Annotated in this window: 12 protein-coding genes and 1 pseudogene; 9 read left to right on the forward strand and 4 right to left on the reverse strand. The window is 43.6% G+C overall.

What is annotated here, in order from left to right; translation table 11 throughout:
• The first annotated feature begins 20 nt into the window (after positions 1-20).
• The 8 genes from D7D25_RS03170 to D7D25_RS03205 all read left to right on the forward strand — a co-directional run bounded on the left by D7D25_RS03170 (position 21) and on the right by D7D25_RS03205 (position 13,617).
• The gene (locus D7D25_RS03170; RefSeq protein WP_370453819.1) at positions 21-1,760 is read left to right on the forward strand and encodes a class I mannose-6-phosphate isomerase; all 1,740 of its coding nucleotides are present in this window, start codon (positions 21-23) and stop codon (positions 1,758-1,760) included.
• An 11-nt stretch (positions 1,761-1,771) separates the two neighbouring features.
• Positions 1,772-2,932, forward strand: a complete 1,161-nt coding sequence (locus D7D25_RS03175) for a sugar MFS transporter (RefSeq protein WP_122967514.1) — start codon at positions 1,772-1,774, stop codon at positions 2,930-2,932.
• A 61-nt stretch (positions 2,933-2,993) separates the two neighbouring features.
• Positions 2,994-4,085, forward strand: coding sequence for an ROK family protein (locus D7D25_RS03180; protein WP_122967515.1), 1,092 nt, complete (start codon positions 2,994-2,996; stop codon positions 4,083-4,085).
• A gap of 108 nt (positions 4,086-4,193) precedes the next feature.
• A complete protein-coding gene (locus tag D7D25_RS03185) occupies positions 4,194-5,051 on the forward strand; it encodes a hypothetical protein (RefSeq protein ID WP_148038836.1) in 858 nt (285 codons plus the stop codon).
• Positions 5,052-5,063: 12 nt separating this feature from the next.
• Positions 5,064-7,811 carry a GH92 family glycosyl hydrolase gene (locus D7D25_RS03190; protein WP_122967517.1) on the forward strand — a complete coding sequence of 916 codons (2,748 nt, stop codon included), beginning with the start codon at positions 5,064-5,066 and terminating at the stop codon, positions 7,809-7,811.
• A 34-nt stretch (positions 7,812-7,845) separates the two neighbouring features.
• Positions 7,846-10,938 carry a TonB-dependent receptor gene (locus tag D7D25_RS03195; protein ID WP_122967518.1) on the forward strand — a complete coding sequence of 1,031 codons (3,093 nt, stop codon included), beginning with the start codon at positions 7,846-7,848 and terminating at the stop codon, positions 10,936-10,938.
• A gap of 11 nt (positions 10,939-10,949) precedes the next feature.
• Positions 10,950-12,452: a RagB/SusD family nutrient uptake outer membrane protein gene (locus D7D25_RS03200; RefSeq protein ID WP_122967519.1), complete on the forward strand. Its 1,503-nt coding sequence runs from the start codon at positions 10,950-10,952 to the stop codon at positions 12,450-12,452.
• A 58-nt stretch (positions 12,453-12,510) separates the two neighbouring features.
• A complete protein-coding gene (locus D7D25_RS03205; RefSeq protein ID WP_122967520.1) occupies positions 12,511-13,617 on the forward strand; it encodes a DUF4185 domain-containing protein in 1,107 nt (368 codons plus the stop codon).
• 68 nt (positions 13,618-13,685) lie between these two features.
• On the opposite strand, the pseudogene D7D25_RS18440 reads toward D7D25_RS03205, so the two are convergent.
• From D7D25_RS18440 to dnaG, 4 genes and pseudogenes are all read right to left on the reverse strand, one after another.
• A pseudogene (locus D7D25_RS18440) lies at positions 13,686-13,856 on the reverse strand (LL-diaminopimelate aminotransferase); the annotation flags it as partial.
• A 55-nt stretch (positions 13,857-13,911) separates the two neighbouring features.
• Positions 13,912-15,222: an ABC transporter permease gene (locus D7D25_RS03215; protein ID WP_122967522.1), complete on the reverse strand. Its 1,311-nt coding sequence runs from the start codon at positions 15,220-15,222 to the stop codon at positions 13,912-13,914.
• A gap of 71 nt (positions 15,223-15,293) precedes the next feature.
• Entirely contained in the window at positions 15,294-16,193 is a 900-nt protein-coding gene (locus tag D7D25_RS03220) for an ABC transporter ATP-binding protein (protein ID WP_122967523.1), read from the reverse strand.
• Positions 16,194-16,369: 176 nt separating this feature from the next.
• Positions 16,370-18,397, reverse strand: a complete 2,028-nt coding sequence (gene dnaG, locus D7D25_RS03225) for a DNA primase (RefSeq protein WP_122967524.1) — start codon at positions 18,395-18,397, stop codon at positions 16,370-16,372.
• A 111-nt stretch (positions 18,398-18,508) separates the two neighbouring features.
• Between dnaG and D7D25_RS03230 the strand changes: the two genes are divergently transcribed.
• On the forward strand, positions 18,509-19,528 hold the full coding sequence (locus D7D25_RS03230; protein WP_122967525.1) for a branched-chain amino acid aminotransferase: 1,020 nt from the start codon (positions 18,509-18,511) through the stop codon (positions 19,526-19,528).
• Positions 19,529-19,832 lie beyond the last annotated feature (304 nt).

Raw genomic sequence — 19,832 nt, forward strand, 5'->3', positions numbered from 1 at the left:
TACAAAACATGTTCAACCATATGCAAGAAAACAAGTCTCAATATGATAAATATCCTGCCACTTCCATCAAAAATGGAACCCTCATTAAAGGCTGGAAAAATATTCTGAACCAAATCACTCCGGAGACCGGTACCCATATCATCGCGATCGAATGCTATACCGGTGTTTACTATGAACAACTCATTTCTTATTTTAAAAATATCCCACACACATTATTTGTGGATACTACCAGACTTTTCAAAGCCGAAGTTGAAATTCTCCGAATAACAGAAAACTTTATGAAAGAAGATGTTCTGTTCGGTTATCTAAGTAATCTATCTATCCATGACTATTTTGATAAAAAGAAAATATCTAGTGTCAACCAGGAAATAAAATCCGCACAAAAAAATGGAAATATTATTCTATTTGGCTATGGAAGCTCAAGCATCGCACAAGCAGATATTCTGGTTTATGCCGATATGCCTCGCTGGGAAATACAACAGAGAATGCGAAAAAATGAGGTTACGGGCTTAGGAGTCGATAATAAAAATGAGGTATTCTCTCTTCAATATAAACGAGGTTATTTCAATGATTGGCGGGTATTGGACAAGCACAAAAAAACACTGTATCAGCAAGCGGACTACTGGCTGGATAGCGCCGGAAAAGAGCCAAAACTTATCGACCAACAAACATTTTTGGCAGGTATTGAAAAAACGGCCCATAAACCATTCAGGGTGGTTCCATTCTTCGATCCCGCGCCATGGGGGGGACAATGGATGAAAGAGGTCTGCGGTCTGGACAAATCAGTAACTAATTTTGGTTGGTGTTTCGATTGTGTTCCCGAAGAGAACAGTTTGCTGTTAGAAATTGACGGAGAGACTTTTGAAATGCCATCGGTCAACCTGGTATATTTGAAAAGCAAAGAGTTATTGGGTGAGCCGGTGGAAGCAAGGTTCGGCCAGGATTTTCCTATCCGTTTTGATCTCCTTGATACAATGGATGGAGGAAACCTGAGCCTTCAGGTACATCCTACCACGCAGTTCGCAAGAGATAATTTCGGATTGCCCTACACGCAGGACGAAAGTTATTATATGATTGAGGCAAAAGAAGACGCGTTTGTTTATGTGGGAGTGAAAACAGGAATTGACGGTCAGGCCATGATCAACGATCTGCGAAATGCAAATAGTGACTCTAATGTAAGTTTCAATGATGAAAAGTATATCCACCGCATTCCTGCAAAAAAGCATGATCATTTTTTGATTCCCGCCGGAACGATTCACTGCTCAGGTAAAAATTCGGTAGCACTTGAGATCAGCGCTACTCCTAACCTGTTCACTTTCAAACTATGGGACTGGGATAGACTGGGATTGGATGGAAAACCAAGACCCATCAATATAGAAAGAGGGAAACAGGTGATTCAATGGAACAGGGATGCCGACTACGTTACATCCCAATTGGTAAATCAGTTTAAAGAGGTAGACCGGGGTGTCGGATGGATAGAAGAAAAAACCGGTTTGCATCCAACCGAGTTTATAGAAACGAGAAGACACACCTTCACAAAACCTGTGCGGCATATGACTAATAATTCGGTCAATGTATTGAATCTGGTAGAAGGAGATGAGATCATCGTGGAAAGTCCTGATAACAATTTCGAACCTCTTATCGTGCATTATGCCGAAACATTTATCATTCCGGCTTCTGTAGAAGAATATACCATCAGGCCCCATGGTAAATCGGCAGGCCGGAAATGCGTAACCATCAAAGCAAGTGTCAGATTTTAAACAGATACAAGATGAACGACGATAGTACAAAATCGGGTTGGGTTCCTAAAATAGCCGTATTCTTTGGCTTCTTTATCATGGGGTTTGTGGATCTAGTGGGTATTGCCACCAATTACATCAAGGTCGATTTTGAATTATCAAGCACGCTTGCCAATACCATTCCCATGATGGTATTCCTCTGGTTTGCCGTTTTTTCCATTCCGGCCGGGATACTGATGGGACGGATCGGCAAGAAAAAAACGGTGTTGCTCTCGCTTGCCATCACTACCGTGGCAATGATCATACCCTTTATCAGTTACACTTTCCCCACCGTTTTGTTGGCCTTTGCGTTACTGGGTATCAGTAATACCATCCTGCAGGTTTCACTTAACCCATTGGTGGCCGCGATGTTCACAAAAGAGAAAACAGCAAGTGTGCTGACTGCCGGCCAGTTTATCAAAGCCATATCCTCATTGTTAGGGCCGATTATTGCGGGAGCGGCAGCCAATTATTTCTCAGACTGGAAAATGACTTTCGTCATTTTTTCCATCACTTCCCTGTTTTCAGTTTTGCTGTTACTATTCTCAAAAACAGAAGAGAAGGGATTTGAAAACAGACAGAGTAGCTTCAAAAGTGTATTGACTCTTTTGAAGGATAAATATATTCTATACTGTTTTCTGAGCATTTTATTTATTGTAGGCCTTGATGTGGGAGTGAACATCTCGGCGCCCGAATTGCTGATGAAGCGGATGGGACTGGAGCTAAGCCGTGCAGGATTGGGGAGCAGTGTTTATTTCGCGGCGAAAACCACGGGCGCCTTCGCCGGGACCCTGCTCCTTCTGAAATTTTCCCCTGTCCGTTTTTTGAGGTCATCGCTCATTATCGCCATTCTTGCTTTTGCTGTATTGATATTTGTCCAAAACCTCTGGGTTGCACTGATCCTGATATTCATTATCGGGTTTACCTGTGCCAATGTTTTTTCCATCGTTTTCTCATTCGCGTTGCAAAAAGACCAGCAACGTTCCAATGAGATCTCGGCACTGATGATCATGGGTGTTTCGGGTGGAGCCGTCATTCTGCCGCTTCAAGGGTTGATGAATGATAACTTCGGATTATCGGCCGCACTATGCGTATTACTTTTTTGTTTGATTATAAATCTATTACTCACAAATATAATGAAAGCCGAGAGGTAAGCTAAGCTTGCTCAAGCTTGCCCGAGACGCATCTTATATTCTACAAATACTTTCAAAGAAAATGTACAATAGAGAAAAAGGAGCCGTATTAACACTCGACGCGGGAGGAACCAATTTTGTGTTTTCGGCCATAAAAGATAATAAAGAGGTCGTTGATCCGGTAGATTTTCCTGCATATCCCTCCGATTTGCATAAATGTTTGAATTCTATTGTTGCGGGATTCAAAGAAGTAATAAAACACTTAAAGAGTGATCCTATAGCTATTAGTTTTGCATTTCCGGGCCCTGCCGATTACGAAAACGGCATTATCGGAAACTTACCCAATTTTCCGGCTTTCAGAGGTGGCGTAGCATTGGGTCCCTACCTGGAGGAAAAATTCGGATTGCCCGTCTTTATCAATAACGACGGCAACCTCTTCGCTTATGGCGAAGCCCTTGCAGGTACATTACCCGAGATCAACAAACAGTTGGAAGCTGCCGGAAATCCCAAGCGATACCGTAACCTGCTCGCCGTGACGGTTGGTACAGGTTTTGGTGGCGGGGTGGTAATAGATAACAGGCTTTTAACTGGAGACAATGGCTGCGGAGGCGATGTCTGGATATCGGCCAATAAATACGACCACCATCTTCTCGCCGAAGAGGGTGTTAGTATCCGTGCCGTGAAACGGGAGTACCGCGAACTATCAGGAGACAAATCAGATATTTCTCCGAAAGAGATTTTCGACATAGCCGAGGGAATAAAGAAAGGTGATAGGGAAGCTGCCATAAAAAGTTTTGAGAAACTCGGCGAAATTGCCGGCTTCACTATTTCCGAATCATTGAATATTGTGGATGGAATAGTTGTTATTGGGGGCGGAATTGCCAACGCATATAAATATATACTTCCCGCGATGGTCAAAGAGATGAGCACAACCAGAGAAACCGTCAAGGGTGATATTTTTCCCCGATTGCAAATGAAAGCCTATAATCTGGAGGATGAAAACGAAAAAGCACTCTTCCTGCATAATGAATCAACAATCGTAACCATTCCCGAAAGTAACAAAACGGCGATATACCATGCGGTAAAAAAGATCGGTGTAAGAACAAGTACGCTGGGAACAAGCAAAGCCATTGCCATAGGGGCATATAATTTTGCGCTGGACCAGCTATCCTGAAATATTTGATATTCCTGCATGTAAATGAGCAGCAGAAAATATTGAATCAATAATTTAAAACAGTATTATAAAAAACACATAGAAACATAAATTCAAAAAACAAAAACAATGAAAAACGTATGTAAAATTATTGGATGTATTTCATGTATGTTGCTTATGTTCTTTTCTTGCGAGAAAAATGAAAGTATTCATCGTGACGCTAAAGTAATTCTCGATAAATTACTTTTTTCAGGATATACCGGCGATATGATCAGGGCTACCGTAACATATGGAAACTCCGATATAAAGAAATTGGTAATCACAAAATGGGTAAATGGGGAGCAAGTTCCCGGATATGAAATAAATGTTCCCGTAAACAGTATCTCCGACTCGTATGAATTCGAACAGGAAATTGAAGTGGGTGACGAAGAGGGGACATTGATCTACACATTTAGCGGATATTCGGTGGAGGATACATTGATTGATGCTTCAGATCTGGCCATTTCGGTGACATTGACCGATTTTGGACGGTTGTCAAAATTTGATTGGAGATTAACAGAACAAACAACAAACGGAGAAAACACCACAGAAGAAGCCATGTTAGACAATGTGTACCGGTTAAATAGTGATCTGAGCTGGGAATATGACTGGGGTGATCCGGCAGGAGCAGGGTTTGATGTCTTAAACCAGTACTGTGCGTGGAAGTATATCGGGACAGATTTAAAAGCAGATTCTATTTATTTGGTAAAATTCGGGTTCTTATCCACCACACCGACGATTGATAAATATGAGGTCCTGAGGCTGGACGATACCAATTTATGGATACATACCTTTATGGATTTGTCATGGCTTGGTGATCCTTATACTGCGGAAACTCCTGTTGTTGAAAAATATGTTGCAATTCCTAAATCGTCCAACTTCACGCCTTACAGAGGTGAAAATCCTGCAAATTACAGTTGGGCATCTTGCACTCCAGGTAATTACTAAATAATCCGGATTATGAGTAAACACATATTCACCATATTAATGTTCGTCGGGTACAGCTTTTGCCTGTTTGCAGGGACCGACAATATCGCCCCCTCAGCCAGAGTAACGGTATCTTCTGAGAAGAACGCCGAATATTCGGCACAAAAAGCGGTTGACGGACTGATAGGTATCGAAAATCAGGGGGAATGGGCTTCGGCAAGCGGACAAACGTCTTGGGGAGCGATTGATTATCCATGGATCAAATTAGAATGGGAGAAACCGCAAAACATCAATCGAATCATATTATATGACCGGCCGATACAACAAAGTCATATCGCGGGTGGGACATTGCACTTTAGCGATGGGACCACTATTTTCGTCAATCAGATTCCTAACGACGGAAGGGCAAAGGCTGTGAACTTTCCGACCAAAAAAGTAACGTGGGTGAAATTTGAAACAAACGATGGCGACGGATTGAATATCGGATTGTCTGAAATAGAAGTATACCCGGCTCCTGAAGATTACCTCGATTATGTCTCAAAAGTGGATCCATATGTGGAGTCGGCCCGTGGACGCTACTTCTTTTTTGTAACAGGAAGCCGTCCGTTCGGTATGATCAGTGCTGCTCCTATGACCCGTAATAAGAATCAGTATGGAGGCGGATACAATTACAATTCGCTCGAAATACTCGGATTTCCCCAGGTACACTGCTGGATGCTATCAGGAATCAGCCTGATGCCGACCACCGGAAATATTAACCCTGTATTAGGTGAACAGCACTGGAAATCTACATTTTCACATGACGGTGAAATTGTACAGCCCGGATATCATCGGGTATTTTTACAGGATTACGGTATCTGGGTGGAACAAACCACAACCGACAGAGTAAGCTACTACAAACTTCGTTATACGAAAGACAATACTTCGAATTTACTGCTCAATTTAGGCGGCTACCTGGGGACCACGACAATGAATGATTGTCGCGTTACCAAAGTGACCAATACCGAAATTGAAGGTTCAGTCAATACGACCGGACGGTTCTGGGGCGGTCCTGATAATGTGAGAATATTTTTTGTAATGAAATTTGATAAACCGTTTCAGCAATTAGATGCATGGGATGATAAAGAAATTCTGAGAAATATTACTTCACATCAAGGGGTAAACCAAAAAACAGCCCGGAATGCAAACGAAAGTTATTACGACGCTCCCGCCTGCGGCGTAAGCGCTATATATAATGTAAAAGCCGGTGATGAAATTCAGGTTAAATTTGCCATTTCTTATACAAGCATAGAGAACGCCCGCAAAAACATGGAAAGCGATCGGTTTGGTTGGGATTTCGAAGCTGTCAGGGAAGATTCGCGACAAGAATGGAATGATTGGCTCGGGCGTATTGACGTAAAAGGGGGAACGCACGAACAGCAAATTAAATTCTATACCGATCTATGGCACGTATTGCTGGGAAGACACAAACTGGATGATGTATCGGGCGATTATCCCGATTATACACAAGGTGAACGGGTAGGAAATGCCACCGTCAATGCCAGGTTAATTGTGCGTACATTACCCAAAAAATCTGACGGTTCGGTTCGTTGCCATATGTATAATTCCGACGCCTTTTGGTTAACTCAATGGAACCTGAATATTCTTTGGGGATTGGCTTGGCCGGAAGTGTTGGATGATTTCGCCGCCTGTCTTGTCCAGTATGCCGATAACGGCGGATTACTTCCCCGCGGTCCCAATGCCGGCGGATATTCCTATATTATGACAAGCTGCCCGGCAACGAATTTGATCACAAGCGCCTATCAAAAGGACATGCTGACCAAGACAAAACCTGAAAAGGCATACGAAGCAATGGTCAGGAATCATAAGCCAGGTGGAATGATCGGTCCGGTAAAGGAAATTGATTTTTACATCAAAAACGGATATTATCCGGGCAATGCCGGAATTACTATCGAAGCAGCATTTCAAGATTGGGCACTGTCACAAATGGCCGCCAAGATGGGCAAAAAAAAAGATGCCGCCTATTATCTGAAACGCTCTCAGGGCTGGAAAAAATTATTCAACTCCGAACAGAAATTACTCTTTCCGAAAGATGAAAAAGGAGAGTGGGTAACATTAGACCCATTAAATAATAGAGGCTGGGTTGAGGCTAATGCATGGCAAGGTACATGGGGTGTATCGCACGATATTCCCGAATTGGCACGGTTGATGGGAGGAAATGATGTGTTATGTGAAAAATTGAATTATGCCTTTGAACAGTCTGAAAAAGATGATTTCGTATTCGGATATGGTAGTGGATATGTGAGCTATGCCAATCAGCCCGGATGTTCAAATGCACATGTATTCAATCTGTCAGGCCAACCGTGGCTTACCCAATATTGGGTAAGAAAAGTAGGTGCACAGGCTTACGGTGCAATTACACCCGATCGGGGATATGGTGGCCATGACGAAGATCAGGGACAAATGGGAGGCGTAAGCGCTTTGATGGCATTGGGACTGTTCAGTGTACAAGGAACCAGTGCACAAAATCCTTCGTATGAGATTACAAGTCCTGTATTTGACGAAATTACAATTAAACTTCATCCCACATACTATAAAGGAGACGAGTTCAAGATCAGAACATACAACAATTCAAAAGAGAACTGTTTTATCCAGAAAACTCAACTGAACGGGAAAGATTATAACAGATATTGGATTGATCACAAAGATTTTGGAGCCGGGGGATGTTTGGAAATCTGGCTGGACTCAACACCCAACAAGAGCTGGGGAACAGAAAAATAATTTTTTACTTAGTATATATCTAAAAATGATGCACATGAGACCCTTAAAATTATGTTGTTTATTATTATATCTTTGTCTATGGAGTAACCTATATGCACAACACAAAGATTATTCAGGTATTGTAACGGAAGATGACGGTACACCTCTTATCGGTGTAAGTGTGCTGGTAAAAAATACCACTAATGGTACAGTAACCGATATCGATGGAAGATTTACTCTGCACGCATCGCCGGGTGATTATCTCGTTTTTTCGTATGTCGGATATGAAACGATTGAAGTACAATTAACAGATAATGCAACCCTTTCAATAATAATGAATGGCGAATCCATTTATTTGAATGAAATGGTTGTTGTCGGATATGGACAAATGAGAAAAAGCGACCTGACAGCCGCGATAGCTTCCGTAAAATCGGACGATTTAATAAAGACCTCAATCACCTCTATTGACCAGGGACTCCAAGGTCGCGCTGCGGGCGTAGTAGTGACCAACACTTCCGGTCAACCGGGTGCAGGAACCTCCATTCGTATCCGTGGTACAAGTTCCGTCATGGGGACAAACGAACCGTTGTATGTAATTGACGGAATACCTGTAATCAATGGAGGTGCTAGCTCGGGAGCCATGAACACCCCTCCTTTGAATCCCATGGCACTGATGAATCCAAACGATGTGGAATCGATCGAAGTATTGAAAGATGCTTCCGCCACGGCAATTTATGGAGCACGTGGAGCGAACGGAGTCATTCTGGTAACTACTAAACGAGGGAGTAAAGGCAAAGTACGGACAACGGCAAACGCATATTACGGAATACAGAGCATCGCAAAAAAGATGGATATGCTCAATGCCGAACAGTTGGCAATTTTGGGGAATGAAGCTACAGATAATGCCAATATCGATCGAAAACTGGTATTTGCTGATTTGAACAACCTGAGAAAAAGAAGTACGGACTGGCAGAATGAGATTTTCCGCTTAGCCCCTATCCAGAATTATGAGTTGGCTTTTTCAGGCGGAAGTGACAAATCGGCCTATTTCTTATCCACCAATTTTTTCTCCCAGGATGGTATTATTCTCGGATCGGACTATAAAAAAGGGAGCCTTCGTTTTAATTTAGACCAGGAGTTAAGCGAGCGAATCAAAATTGGAAATACAATGAACGTCACTTACAGTCAGGCCAACGGTGTGGTGACCAATTATGAAAGTGCTATTGCCTCCAGTATAACATCCTGGGCTTTGGAAATGAACCCGGGACTACCAGTACGCAACCCTGATGGCACATATGTATATGAAAATAATATATCAAATCCTGCTGTTGGTAATCCGGTTGAGGATGCCAATACGTATGAACAATTGAATAAGACGCTTCGAATGACCGGCAATATGTATGCCGACTTGTTTATTGTCAAAGGACTAAACTTCAGAACAAGTATCGGTCTTGATTATTATAATGTAAAAGACCTCAGTTTTGCACCTATTCATATTAAACGCGGAGAGGCCAGTGAGGGTATCGCTACTGTGGGACAGGCAGATGGTTATACCTGGGTTTGGGAAAATACATTGAGTTATAATAACACATTTGCTGAAAAACATTCGGTAAACGCTGTGGCCGGTATTACCGCCCAGCAATACGAAGGTACTCCGGTTCTCGTTTCCAGATCAGGAATTGAAGATGGACGTTTGGGTTATCACTCTATTGAGGAAGGAACCAAAATTCAATTGGCAAATACAGGGTATAGCTCCTGGCAAATGTTGTCTTATCTGGCTCGTGTAAATTATGGGTATGATAGCCGTTATTTGCTGACATTGACCGGCCGTATAGATGGTTCTTCCAAATTCGGTACAAATAATAAATATGGATTTTTCCCATCCTCTGCGTTTGCATGGCGTATTTCTGAAGAAGCTTTTATGAAAGAGCAAACCACTATCGACAACCTGAAGTTACGTGTAAGCTACGGGTTGGTAGGGAATGAAGGTATCTCTCCCTACAGTTCCATGGGGTTATTGCAAGGAACGGAAGCCTACATCGGTACATCCCAAATCATAAAAGGTCAGGCACCCTATACACTCGGTAATCAGGACCTGAAATGGGAAACAACGGCTCAATTTAATGTCGGATTCGATATGGGTATTTATAACGGCCGGTACTCTCTATCTGCTGATTATTATATCAAAAAAACAAGAGACTTGCTGCTGACTGTGCCAACCGAATCGCATATCGGATATGACGTAGCCATGCAAAATGTAGGTAATCTTGAAAATGAAGGATTTGATTTCACTTTCAACGCTACACCGGTAGATAATAGCAAATTCAAATGGGAGTCGAACTTGACATTCGGGCTTAACCGGAATAAGATAACCAACCTGCCGGGTAATGAGAACGGGATTTCCGGCATAAGTATAATGGGGATCAATTATTGGACAAGAATTATGGAAGGCAAACCCATTGGAACCATATATGGCTACAAAACAGACGGAATCGCACAATTGGATGAAGATCTTTCCCAAATTATCCATTTCCCCGGAAGAACCATTACTTATGGCGACAGAAAGTATGTGAATAGGGAAGGAACCAGTGACGTACTGAATGAGGATGACCTTTTTGAATTGGGAAATGCCAATCCCGATTTCACATACGGATGGAACAACACATTTTCATTGAAACTGGGAGAAAATAAAGGTGCTGTCAATTTGAACCTCTATTTACAAGGTGTGCAAGGGAATTCGATTGCCAATTTCAATCTATTCTCACTCGAAAGTTTTGATGGCCAAAAGAATAATTCAATTGCCGCATTGAAACGATGGACAACCGATAATCCCACGAATGACTATCCGAGGGCAAATGCTTCTCCCATGTCAAATGTATTTTCTGATCACCAGGTGGAAGACGGTTCCTACTTGAGAATAAAAGATGTTACACTGTCATATGATTTTCCGGTAAATCTGACAAGAAAGTTCAACTGTAACGCATTACAAGTGTACATAAGTGCAAAAAACGCACATACATTTACAAAATATTCGGGATATGATCCGGAAGTAAGCCGCTTCGGACAGAACAACCTGAGTATGGGTGCTGACTACGGCTCTTATCCTGTACCCAAATTATATATGTTAGGACTTAAAATGAATTTCTAAAGACTACGACGATGAAAAAAAGATATTTATATTTATCAATCTGGATTTTATCAACAGGAATATTTTCTGCCTGCTCCGATTTCCTTGATGAGGATGCGAAAGGAAGCCAAGTAGATAAGAATTTTTATAAAACTGAATCCGACGCCGTTGCAGCTACGGATGCAATTTACAGTTACCTGATCTCTGATGCGGATGCATTTAATTTGTGGAGCGATCATTTTGGGGGATTATTTTACAACGACTTTTGGGAACTCCCTGAGTTAATGTCCGACAATGCAGTATCTAAACAATCATCTCCTGATTATCAATCTATTGATAAATTCCAGGTAGATGCATATAGTATCCGGGTGGCTTGTTTATGGCGTGATTTTTATACAACGATCAATGTTTGTAATACGGTAATTGCAAAGGTACCTGCTATTCACTTTAGGGATGAAATCAAGAAAAATCAGTTGATTGCTGAAGCTAAATTCTTCCGTGCATTGTGTTACTTCGAATTAACCCGTTTCTTCGGAGACGTCCCTTTACACACGGTTCCGACCGAAAGCGTTTCGGAGACTCAGATTCCAAGAACACCTGTTGCAGAGATCTATCCTGTAATACTGGAGGATCTGGACTTTGCCGAAAAAAACCTGAAGTATGAAGATCGTTTGGGTTACGGACGTCCCTATGCATTATCAGCTTCTGCCTTATTGGCAAGAGTATATTTGACGTTGGGACAGAAAGAGAAAAACAACACTCATCTACAAAATGCCGTAACAAAGGCAGATGCGGTGATTCCTGCTTTTCCAATGGGCTCTTATGAAGACCTGTTTAAATTGGAAAACCGATTTAAAGGAGAACGGATATGGGAAGTAAATTTCAATGCTTCATTGAGCCAGGGGTGGAAAGGAAATCAATTCCTGGTTCGTTTATTGCCTCAGATGGATACTGAAAAAGGGGGGCCTAACAATGCCCGTGGATGGGTTGCTGCAACGGAAAACCTATACAGGACTTTTGATCCAAGCGATAAACGCCTTGAAGTAACATTATTCAAATCATTCACTTATGCTGACGGTTCCATAGAAACATTCGATGCTCCCTATTTTTGCAAGTATTGGGACAGAATAGCCGAACCCAGAGGAAATGAATCCAATGCAACATTCCCTTATTTGCGTACCGCTGAAATGTACCTGATAAAAGCGGAAGCATTGAATGAAATCAATCAAAATCCGACTCAGGCGGCTAAAGATGCATTAAATGCAGTTCGTCAACGTGCTGGATTAGGCGATACTCCGGCCGATAATTATGCAGACTTTAAAAAAGCTGTTTTAGAGGAAAGGCGTATGGAGTTTGCTATGGAGGGGCATCGTTGGCATGACCTGGTGCGAATGTGCACACTGGATGAAATAAAAAGCCTGATAGGCACTGCGAAACCGGGGGTTGTCCCAAGGGAAGCCAACTTCCTATTTCCGATTCCTAATAACGATAGAATTATTTCTAATGGAAGATTAACCCAAAATGAGGGATACTAATTCACAGAATCCGGACAGGAAGAGGATTCCTGTTCGAGTTACATAAATTATTACAAAGATGAAAACTAGATTATTTATATTATCAGGATTACTGCTTGTTTTTTCCTGTCAACGATCCGGCAAACAGGAAAACGTATCTGCTTTCCCTCTTGAAGATGGAGAAATAGTGATTGATACCAAAATGGTGGAATTTTTATTTCCTCCCGGAAAAGATAATCTTACTGGTGGTGATGGAGCCATATCCATACAAATAGATAACACCAAGAGTTTCTGGTTATGGGGTGACTCATTTTTAGGCGAAGTCATCGACAACCAAAGGGCAGAATCATCCCCATTTATTATGGGCAATGTATGGCAACTACTGGATGGAGAGTCCGTACAGACCATAACCGGAGGTACCACCATGAATCCGGAATCCTTGCTGAAAACAGAAAAAGTAGATGGATATCCGGCTGTCCTTTGGCCTATGCACGGTTTTGTAAAGAACGATATCGTACATGTATTTATGTCCACTATTGTGCAGACGGGGACGGGAACCTGGGATTTTTACTGGCATTCAACCGTATACTACCGGTTGAATCTTTCGGATTTATCCGTCATTGACAAACAAGAATTATTGACTGTAGAACAGACAGATGCGCACTTCGGGTTTGGGGTCATTAAACATGAAGATTTTTATTATATCTATGGTTCAAATCCCCAGGCAGACTTTACCGCAGGATTACATGTGACCCGGGCACGCTTGGTGAATAATAAGTTACAAGATTGGGAATATTATGACGGTAACAACTGGGTAACCGATGCGAAAGAGAGCAAATCGTTGCAGGGTATTGACATCCCGGTTTCGGAACAATTCAGTGTCTTCAAGCAGGATAACAAATTTATTCTGTTGACACAAGACAGATTCCGGCCCCAAATCTATACTTTTATTGCCGACGCACCTGAAGGATCGTGGTCAAATAAAAAGCATATTTACACTATACCCGAGGGAGAAGATTCAATATTATTCACATATAATGCAATGGCTCATCCCCAATATGGCCCGGATGAGAATCTATTAGTGAGTTATTGTGTCAATGCAAAGAATATACCCGATTTATATAGTGATGTATCTATTTATAAACCACGCTTCTTTTGGGTATCAATGAACACCATACTGAAATAAGTGGACTGGCGGCGGTTCCACAAGGCAGCAACACAATCTTTGAGGACTTACCCAGGCGCATAATATTGGTTACCCTCACCCAGCATATCACCGATATTACCCGTATCGCTCTTGGATCCGTCACCAACAAAAATCTCATCAGGAGAGATATTGATCTCTCTCTGTCCGAAATCGATCTCCGTTATTTTCTCCCGCAGAAAACTATATCCCTGGTCCGGTCCGTAGCCATGAAAAGTCTCTTTTTTCCACTTATAATTGGCATATTATTCACATTGCCACATCGGCACATAAATTTTATTTATACTTTATCCATTTCACCATTTCCTTGATCGATGGTTTTTTACCGTACATCAGAATACCTACCCGGTAAATTTTGGCGGCAATGATAGAGATAAGGATAAAAGTCCCATAGAGCAGGACGATCGATAACAACTTTTCCCACAACGGAATTCCGAACGGAATACGTACCATCATCACAATGGGCGAACTGAAGGGGACAAGTGACGCCCAGAAAGCCAGGGGCCCGTCGGGATTATTCACGCTATAGAACCCGGCCAGGAAGGCAAACACGATAATAAGCGTCACAGGAGTCATAAACTGGCTTGTGTCCTCATCACTATCGACAGCTGATGCGAACATGGCAAAGATAGACGCGTACAGAATATATCCTCCAATGAAAAACAGGATAAAATAGAAACCGATCTCCAGCCAGTTGACCGACATAACCGTATTCATGATTCCTTCCATATCGAAGCTACTCATTTGGGCCGGCATAGCAGTGTCCATCTGTCCGGGAGAGGCGATAAAAAAGGAGAGTCCGCTGAAGAAGAATCCCATCAATATCGCCCAGATAATCAATTGCGTAATCCCCACCAATCCGATTCCCACCACTTTACCCAGCAGCAGGTTGACCGGTTTCACGGAAGATACCATCACCTCAACAATCCGGCTTTTCTTCTCTTCCAGTACCGCCTGCATCACCATGTTCCCATACATGAGTATAAACATGTAGATAAGTATGGTGAACAGCATCCCGATGACGGTAGCCAGTTCGGTAGACGATTCCGACACACTTCCGCCGCTGTCGAGGCGCAATGTCCGTAAAGAAACCTTTGATCCTTCCTCCACAATGGAACGCACCTGTGTAATGGCTTCCCTGTCCACATTACCCGACGATGAAAGATCATCCAATTTTTGTTGCGTGACTTTTTCGTTCAACGTCCTCACAATCATTGACTGGAGTTCCTGCGGCGCCTGTTTCTGGGAGGTGAGCGAAACCGCCCGCGGGTTTTGATTCAGGTCTTCGGTAATCTGTAAAATAGCAAACAGATCCTTTCCCAATCTCGATTCCGGCTCCTGTTGGCCCGATCCGCCTATCACCTGAAACTGATAAGCGTCGGTTGATTGCAATAGTGGCGCGTAGATACCCGTATTGTCGATTACGGCCACATTCTTCACACTCCCGTCATTAAGGGTGGAAAGCCATAGGGGGACTAATGACAAAGCCACCATCAACAACGGCATAAGGAGGGTAAGGATAATGAATGATTTTTTTCTTACCCTGGTAATATATTCTCTTTGGATGACTAAACCTAATCTGTTCATGCGCAATGGATATTCAATTGATTTTATTCCCTGTGGAAATTTAACTCATCGAAAACGAATGGGTTGTATTTTTATCTTGTGACGGTCCTGATGAATACATCGTTCATGGTGGGCAGTTCTTCATCGTAACTTACCACCTCATACCTGGCGAGGATCAATCTCACCAAATCGTTACTGCTGATATCACCCTGTTTTTGAATGCGCAGATCGATAAATTCATGGTAAGGTTCTTTCGACAAGAGAGTAAAAGAAGGGTGTTCCAGATCGAATTCATTGCCCATCAGCCGGAAACGGAAGATATTGGGACGATGTTCCTTGCGGATAGCAAACACTTTTCCCTGCAACACCACCTGAGACTGGTGGATAAGCGCGATATTATCACACAACTCCTCTACCGATTCCATATTGTGCGTGGAGAGGATGATGGTCTTTCCCTCATCCCTGAGCCGTAACACCTCCCTCTTCACGATATCCGCATTCACGGGGTCGAAACCACTGAAAGGTTCATCGAAAATCAACAGATCGGGATTGTGGATCACGGTGGAGATAAACTGCACTTTCTGCTGCATCCCCTTCGATAGCTCCTCAACCTTACGGTTATACCAGCCCATGATGTCGAACCGTTTAAACCATATCATCAATTCACGATGGGCTTCTTTTTTAGATAATCCCCTCAGTTGCGCCAGATACATCGCCTGCTCCCCCACCTTCATCTTTTTGTACAAACCGCGTTCCTCGGGCAGATAACCGATCCTGTACACATCTTCGGCTTTTGAGGGACGGCCGTCGATCTTCACTTCGCCACTGTCAGGAGCGGTAATACGGGTAATGATACGGATCAGCGTGGTCTTTCCCGCTCCGTTCGGGCCTAACAACCCAAAGACAGTACCGCGGGGCACCTGAATACTCACATTATTCAACGCCAGATGATTGGCATACTGTTTTACTACATTCGCGGTTTCTAAATACATCTATTTTAATTTAATTACCAATTACCCATTATCGCGTGAAACGGACTATCGCGCAAAGTACAACTACCAGTAAAGCGACTATCGCGGGAAGCGCGCTATCTGCGAAGCTATATCGACGAGGCCACTATCATGCGAAGCGCAATGATCGCCGAAGGCGCTATCTGCGGAGCCAATCATTAATATCTCAATATAATCCTTTCTCCCAACTCTTTCGAGAGAATTTTCTTTATCTCCTGTAACTGCCGGAGCCGGACAATGAGAGAAAGAGAATCATCGGGATGGCTTTTCCGCATCTCCTCTTTTATCTCCTTGATCTGTTGCAGGACATAGGCATTTTTCAGTTCTGTCGTCGCGCGGGGCACATAGGAATTCAGCAGATTTTCCTCCAACAGCCGGGAATCTTTGTCATCGACTTCTTCTCCCAGTATCCTCGCATGGATCTTACTCAGATGATAGCGGTCACTCATCAACTCCGATGCCAGCTTGCTGATAACCGGATCGACATGCGACAGAAAATGACGGGCCGAATCGAAGTCCGTATCCTCCATATAGGCCACAGCCTCTTCAAAAATCCGTTTGTACAAGCCAGTGGTAAAGGTGATATTATCCCGTTCCAGGTCGAACTTTACAAATTCCGTCACACCCGGCCCCTCTTCTACCAACACATCCTCCTCGATGACCTCTCTGCCCTGTTTTCGTTTCTGTTTTTCAAACTTCCGGTAAATAGGCCTGTTACCATAGCGGACCACATAACGCAGTATCTCCTTTTCATATTTTTCGTAAGGACTTTTTAAAGAAACCTTGCTTTTTGTCTCTTCCCCGGGTATTGGCATCTCTTCCGGTTCACGCTCCGGCAACAAAACGGGCTCTTTCTCTTTTTGTTCCTTCTTCCGTTCGTAATGGCGGCGACGAATCTTATTGATCTCCGAGATCAGCACCCGCTCCTGTATATTCAACAATTGGGAGCATTCCTGAATATAAACAGAACGGGTGATGGTGTTAGGTATTAACGCGATACTATCCACCACACTCGATATCAATCCTGACCGCTTGACGGGATCATCTCCCACCTCTTTCAGCAACAGTTGTGTTTTAAAACGGATGAAATCGACCTCATTCTCCGCGATATATTGGTGAAAACCCTCCGCATTCTGCTTTCTTGCGAACGAATCGGGATCCTCTCCTTCGGGGAGAAGCACTACTTTCACATGCATGCCGTCTTCCAGCAGCAGGTCGATGCCTCTCAGCGCCGCCTTAATCCCCGCCGCATCACCGTCATAGAGGACAGTTATGTTCTCGGAGAAACGGTGTATCATACGGATCTGCCCGTAAGTAAGCGCCGTCCCGGAAGAGGACACCACATTTTCAATTCCCGCCTGATGCATCGAGATCACATCAGTATATCCTTCCACCAGAAAACATTTGTCCTGTTTTACTATGGCATTCTTGGCGAAATAAATGCCATAGAGTTCCCTGCTTTTGGAATAGATCTCACTTTCGGGGGAGTTCACATACTTCCCCGTATTCTCCACCTTCTTGAGGATGCGCCCGCCAAAAGCGACTACCTTTCCGGATAATGTATGGACAGGAAAAATCACCCTTCCCCGGAAACGGTCGTAAAGCGGCTGGTGGTCATTACCGGTGGACAATCCCGTTTTCAACAGGTAATCGCGTTTATATCCGGCTTTCCGCGCCTCGACCGAGAAAGCATCGCGTTGCTCCAGACTGTAACCAAGTTGGAATTTTTTCACGACATCGTCGCGGAATCCCCTTTCGCGGAAATAGGTGAGTCCGACGGCCTTCCCTTCGGGATGGGTATGAAGCATCTTCACAAAATAATCCCGGGCATACTCGTTGAGGATAAACATGCTCTCCCGATCGCTCTGGGCCTGCTTCTCCTCATCGGTGAACTCTTTTTCCACCACCTCGATATTGTACTTGCGGGCAAGATATTTCAGCGCTTCATAATAGGAAAGCTGCTCATGCTTCATCACAAAGTGGATAGGTGATCCCCCCTCGCCACAGGCAAAGCATTTGCAGATATTTTTGGCGGGAGAGACATAGAATGAGGGACTACGGTCGTCATGGAACGGGCACAAACCCACATAGTTCACCCCCCGGCGGCGGAGTGTGACAAAGTCGGACACGACATCTACAATCTGTGCCGCATCCTGAATACGTCCTATAGTTATCTGGTCGATCATTTGGCAGCACGAAAATACTAATTTTTCCTGTAAAAGAATGCTAATTACAAAAATAAAGCCCTATATTTGTAGAGTATTCAGTCTAACTCAAACACTATTAATATTACGAAGATGGATGTAATCGACTGGTCGAATTTATCATTCGGCTACATGAAAACCGACTATAACGTCCGTTGTCATTACCGCGACGGCAAATGGAGCGATCCCGAGCTGGAAACATCGGAATATATCAACCTTCATATGGCAGCTACCTGCCTGCATTACGGACAGGAAGTTTTTGAGGGATTAAAGGCCTTTCGCGGGAAAGACGGGAAGATCCGCATTTTCCGGATGAGGGAGAATGCACTCCGCCTGCAATCCTCTTGCCGCGGTATCATGATGGCGGAGCTGCCGGTAGAACGGTTTGAAGAGATGGTGCTGTTAGCCGTGAAGAAGAACGAACGTTTTGTACCTCCTTACCAGAGTGGGGCATCATTGTATATCCGTCCGCTGCTGATTGGCACCAGTGCCCAGGTAGGGGTAAAACCGGCCAAAGAATATACTTTCCTGATTTTTGTCACACCGGTAGGTCCTTACTTCAAAGAAGGTTTCAAACCTACCCCTATGGTCATCATGCGTGAATACGACCGTGCTGCTCCCCTCGGCACAGGGACTTACAAGGTGGGCGGAAATTATGCCGCCAGCCTGCGGTCGGGTGAGAAAGCACACGAAATGGGTTATTCCGCCGTACTTTATCTCGATGCAAGGGAAAAGAAATATATCGACGAGTGTGGCCCGGCCAACTTCTTCGGGATCAGGGACAACACCTATATCACCCCGAAATCGGAATCCATCCTGCCTTCCATCACCAATAAGAGCCTGATGCAACTGGCAGAAGAGATCGGAATGAAAGTGGAGCGTCGCCCGGTATTGGAAGAGGAACTTGCCACCTTCGAGGAAGCGGGTGCCTGCGGCACGGCTGCCGTGATCAGTCCCATTTTACGGATTGACGATTTGAGTGAGAACAGAAGTTACCATTTTTCCAAAGACGGCAAAGCAGGGCCGATCTGCGAAAAATTATACCATAAACTACGTGCCATTCAATATGGCGACGAACCGGACAAGTACGGATGGGTAACAGTGGTGGAGTGATTTACCCACCCCTGCGCACACGGATCACACTTATTCCGGAAAGATAACCCGGTTTGATAGAAAAATTTTTGGATGACTGTGATTTATAATCACCCCCGACACGAAACTTGCGTTCAATTTCGTATCCCATACGCGTTAAATATAGGAGAGTTATAACAAAAAGATGGGATAGTGTTGAGTGTATGAGAATGCAAAAAAATAACTATGCCTTTAAGATCCCGTAATCACTACGAAAAAATAAAAACATAGTTAAGATTTTGGTTGGATTAGAAAATCAATGCGCGTAATTCTATTTTCAATGAAT

The sequence above is a fragment of the Proteiniphilum sp. X52 genome (assembly GCF_003712195.1).
Lineage (GTDB): Bacteria > Bacteroidota > Bacteroidia > Bacteroidales > Dysgonomonadaceae > Proteiniphilum.

Coding starts and splice junctions, on each gene's coding strand:
- dnaG (WP_122967524.1), bottom strand. CDS start 18,397: ATGATCGACCAGATAACTATAGGACGTATTCAGGATGCGGCACAGATT.
- D7D25_RS03230 (WP_122967525.1), top strand. CDS start 18,509: ATGGATGTAATCGACTGGTCGAATTTATCATTCGGCTACATGAAAACC.
- D7D25_RS03220 (WP_122967523.1), bottom strand. CDS start 16,193: ATGTATTTAGAAACCGCGAATGTAGTAAAACAGTATGCCAATCATCTG.
- D7D25_RS03200 (WP_122967519.1), top strand. CDS start 10,950: ATGAAAAAAAGATATTTATATTTATCAATCTGGATTTTATCAACAGGA.
- D7D25_RS03205 (WP_122967520.1), top strand. CDS start 12,511: ATGAAAACTAGATTATTTATATTATCAGGATTACTGCTTGTTTTTTCC.
- D7D25_RS03190 (WP_122967517.1), top strand. CDS start 5,064: ATGAGTAAACACATATTCACCATATTAATGTTCGTCGGGTACAGCTTT.
- D7D25_RS03215 (WP_122967522.1), bottom strand. CDS start 15,222: ATGAACAGATTAGGTTTAGTCATCCAAAGAGAATATATTACCAGGGTA.
- D7D25_RS03180 (WP_122967515.1), top strand. CDS start 2,994: ATGTACAATAGAGAAAAAGGAGCCGTATTAACACTCGACGCGGGAGGA.
- D7D25_RS03185 (WP_148038836.1), top strand. CDS start 4,194: ATGAAAAACGTATGTAAAATTATTGGATGTATTTCATGTATGTTGCTT.
- D7D25_RS03175 (WP_122967514.1), top strand. CDS start 1,772: ATGAACGACGATAGTACAAAATCGGGTTGGGTTCCTAAAATAGCCGTA.
- D7D25_RS03195 (WP_122967518.1), top strand. CDS start 7,846: ATGAGACCCTTAAAATTATGTTGTTTATTATTATATCTTTGTCTATGG.
- D7D25_RS03170 (WP_370453819.1), top strand. CDS start 21: ATGCAAGAAAACAAGTCTCAATATGATAAATATCCTGCCACTTCCATC.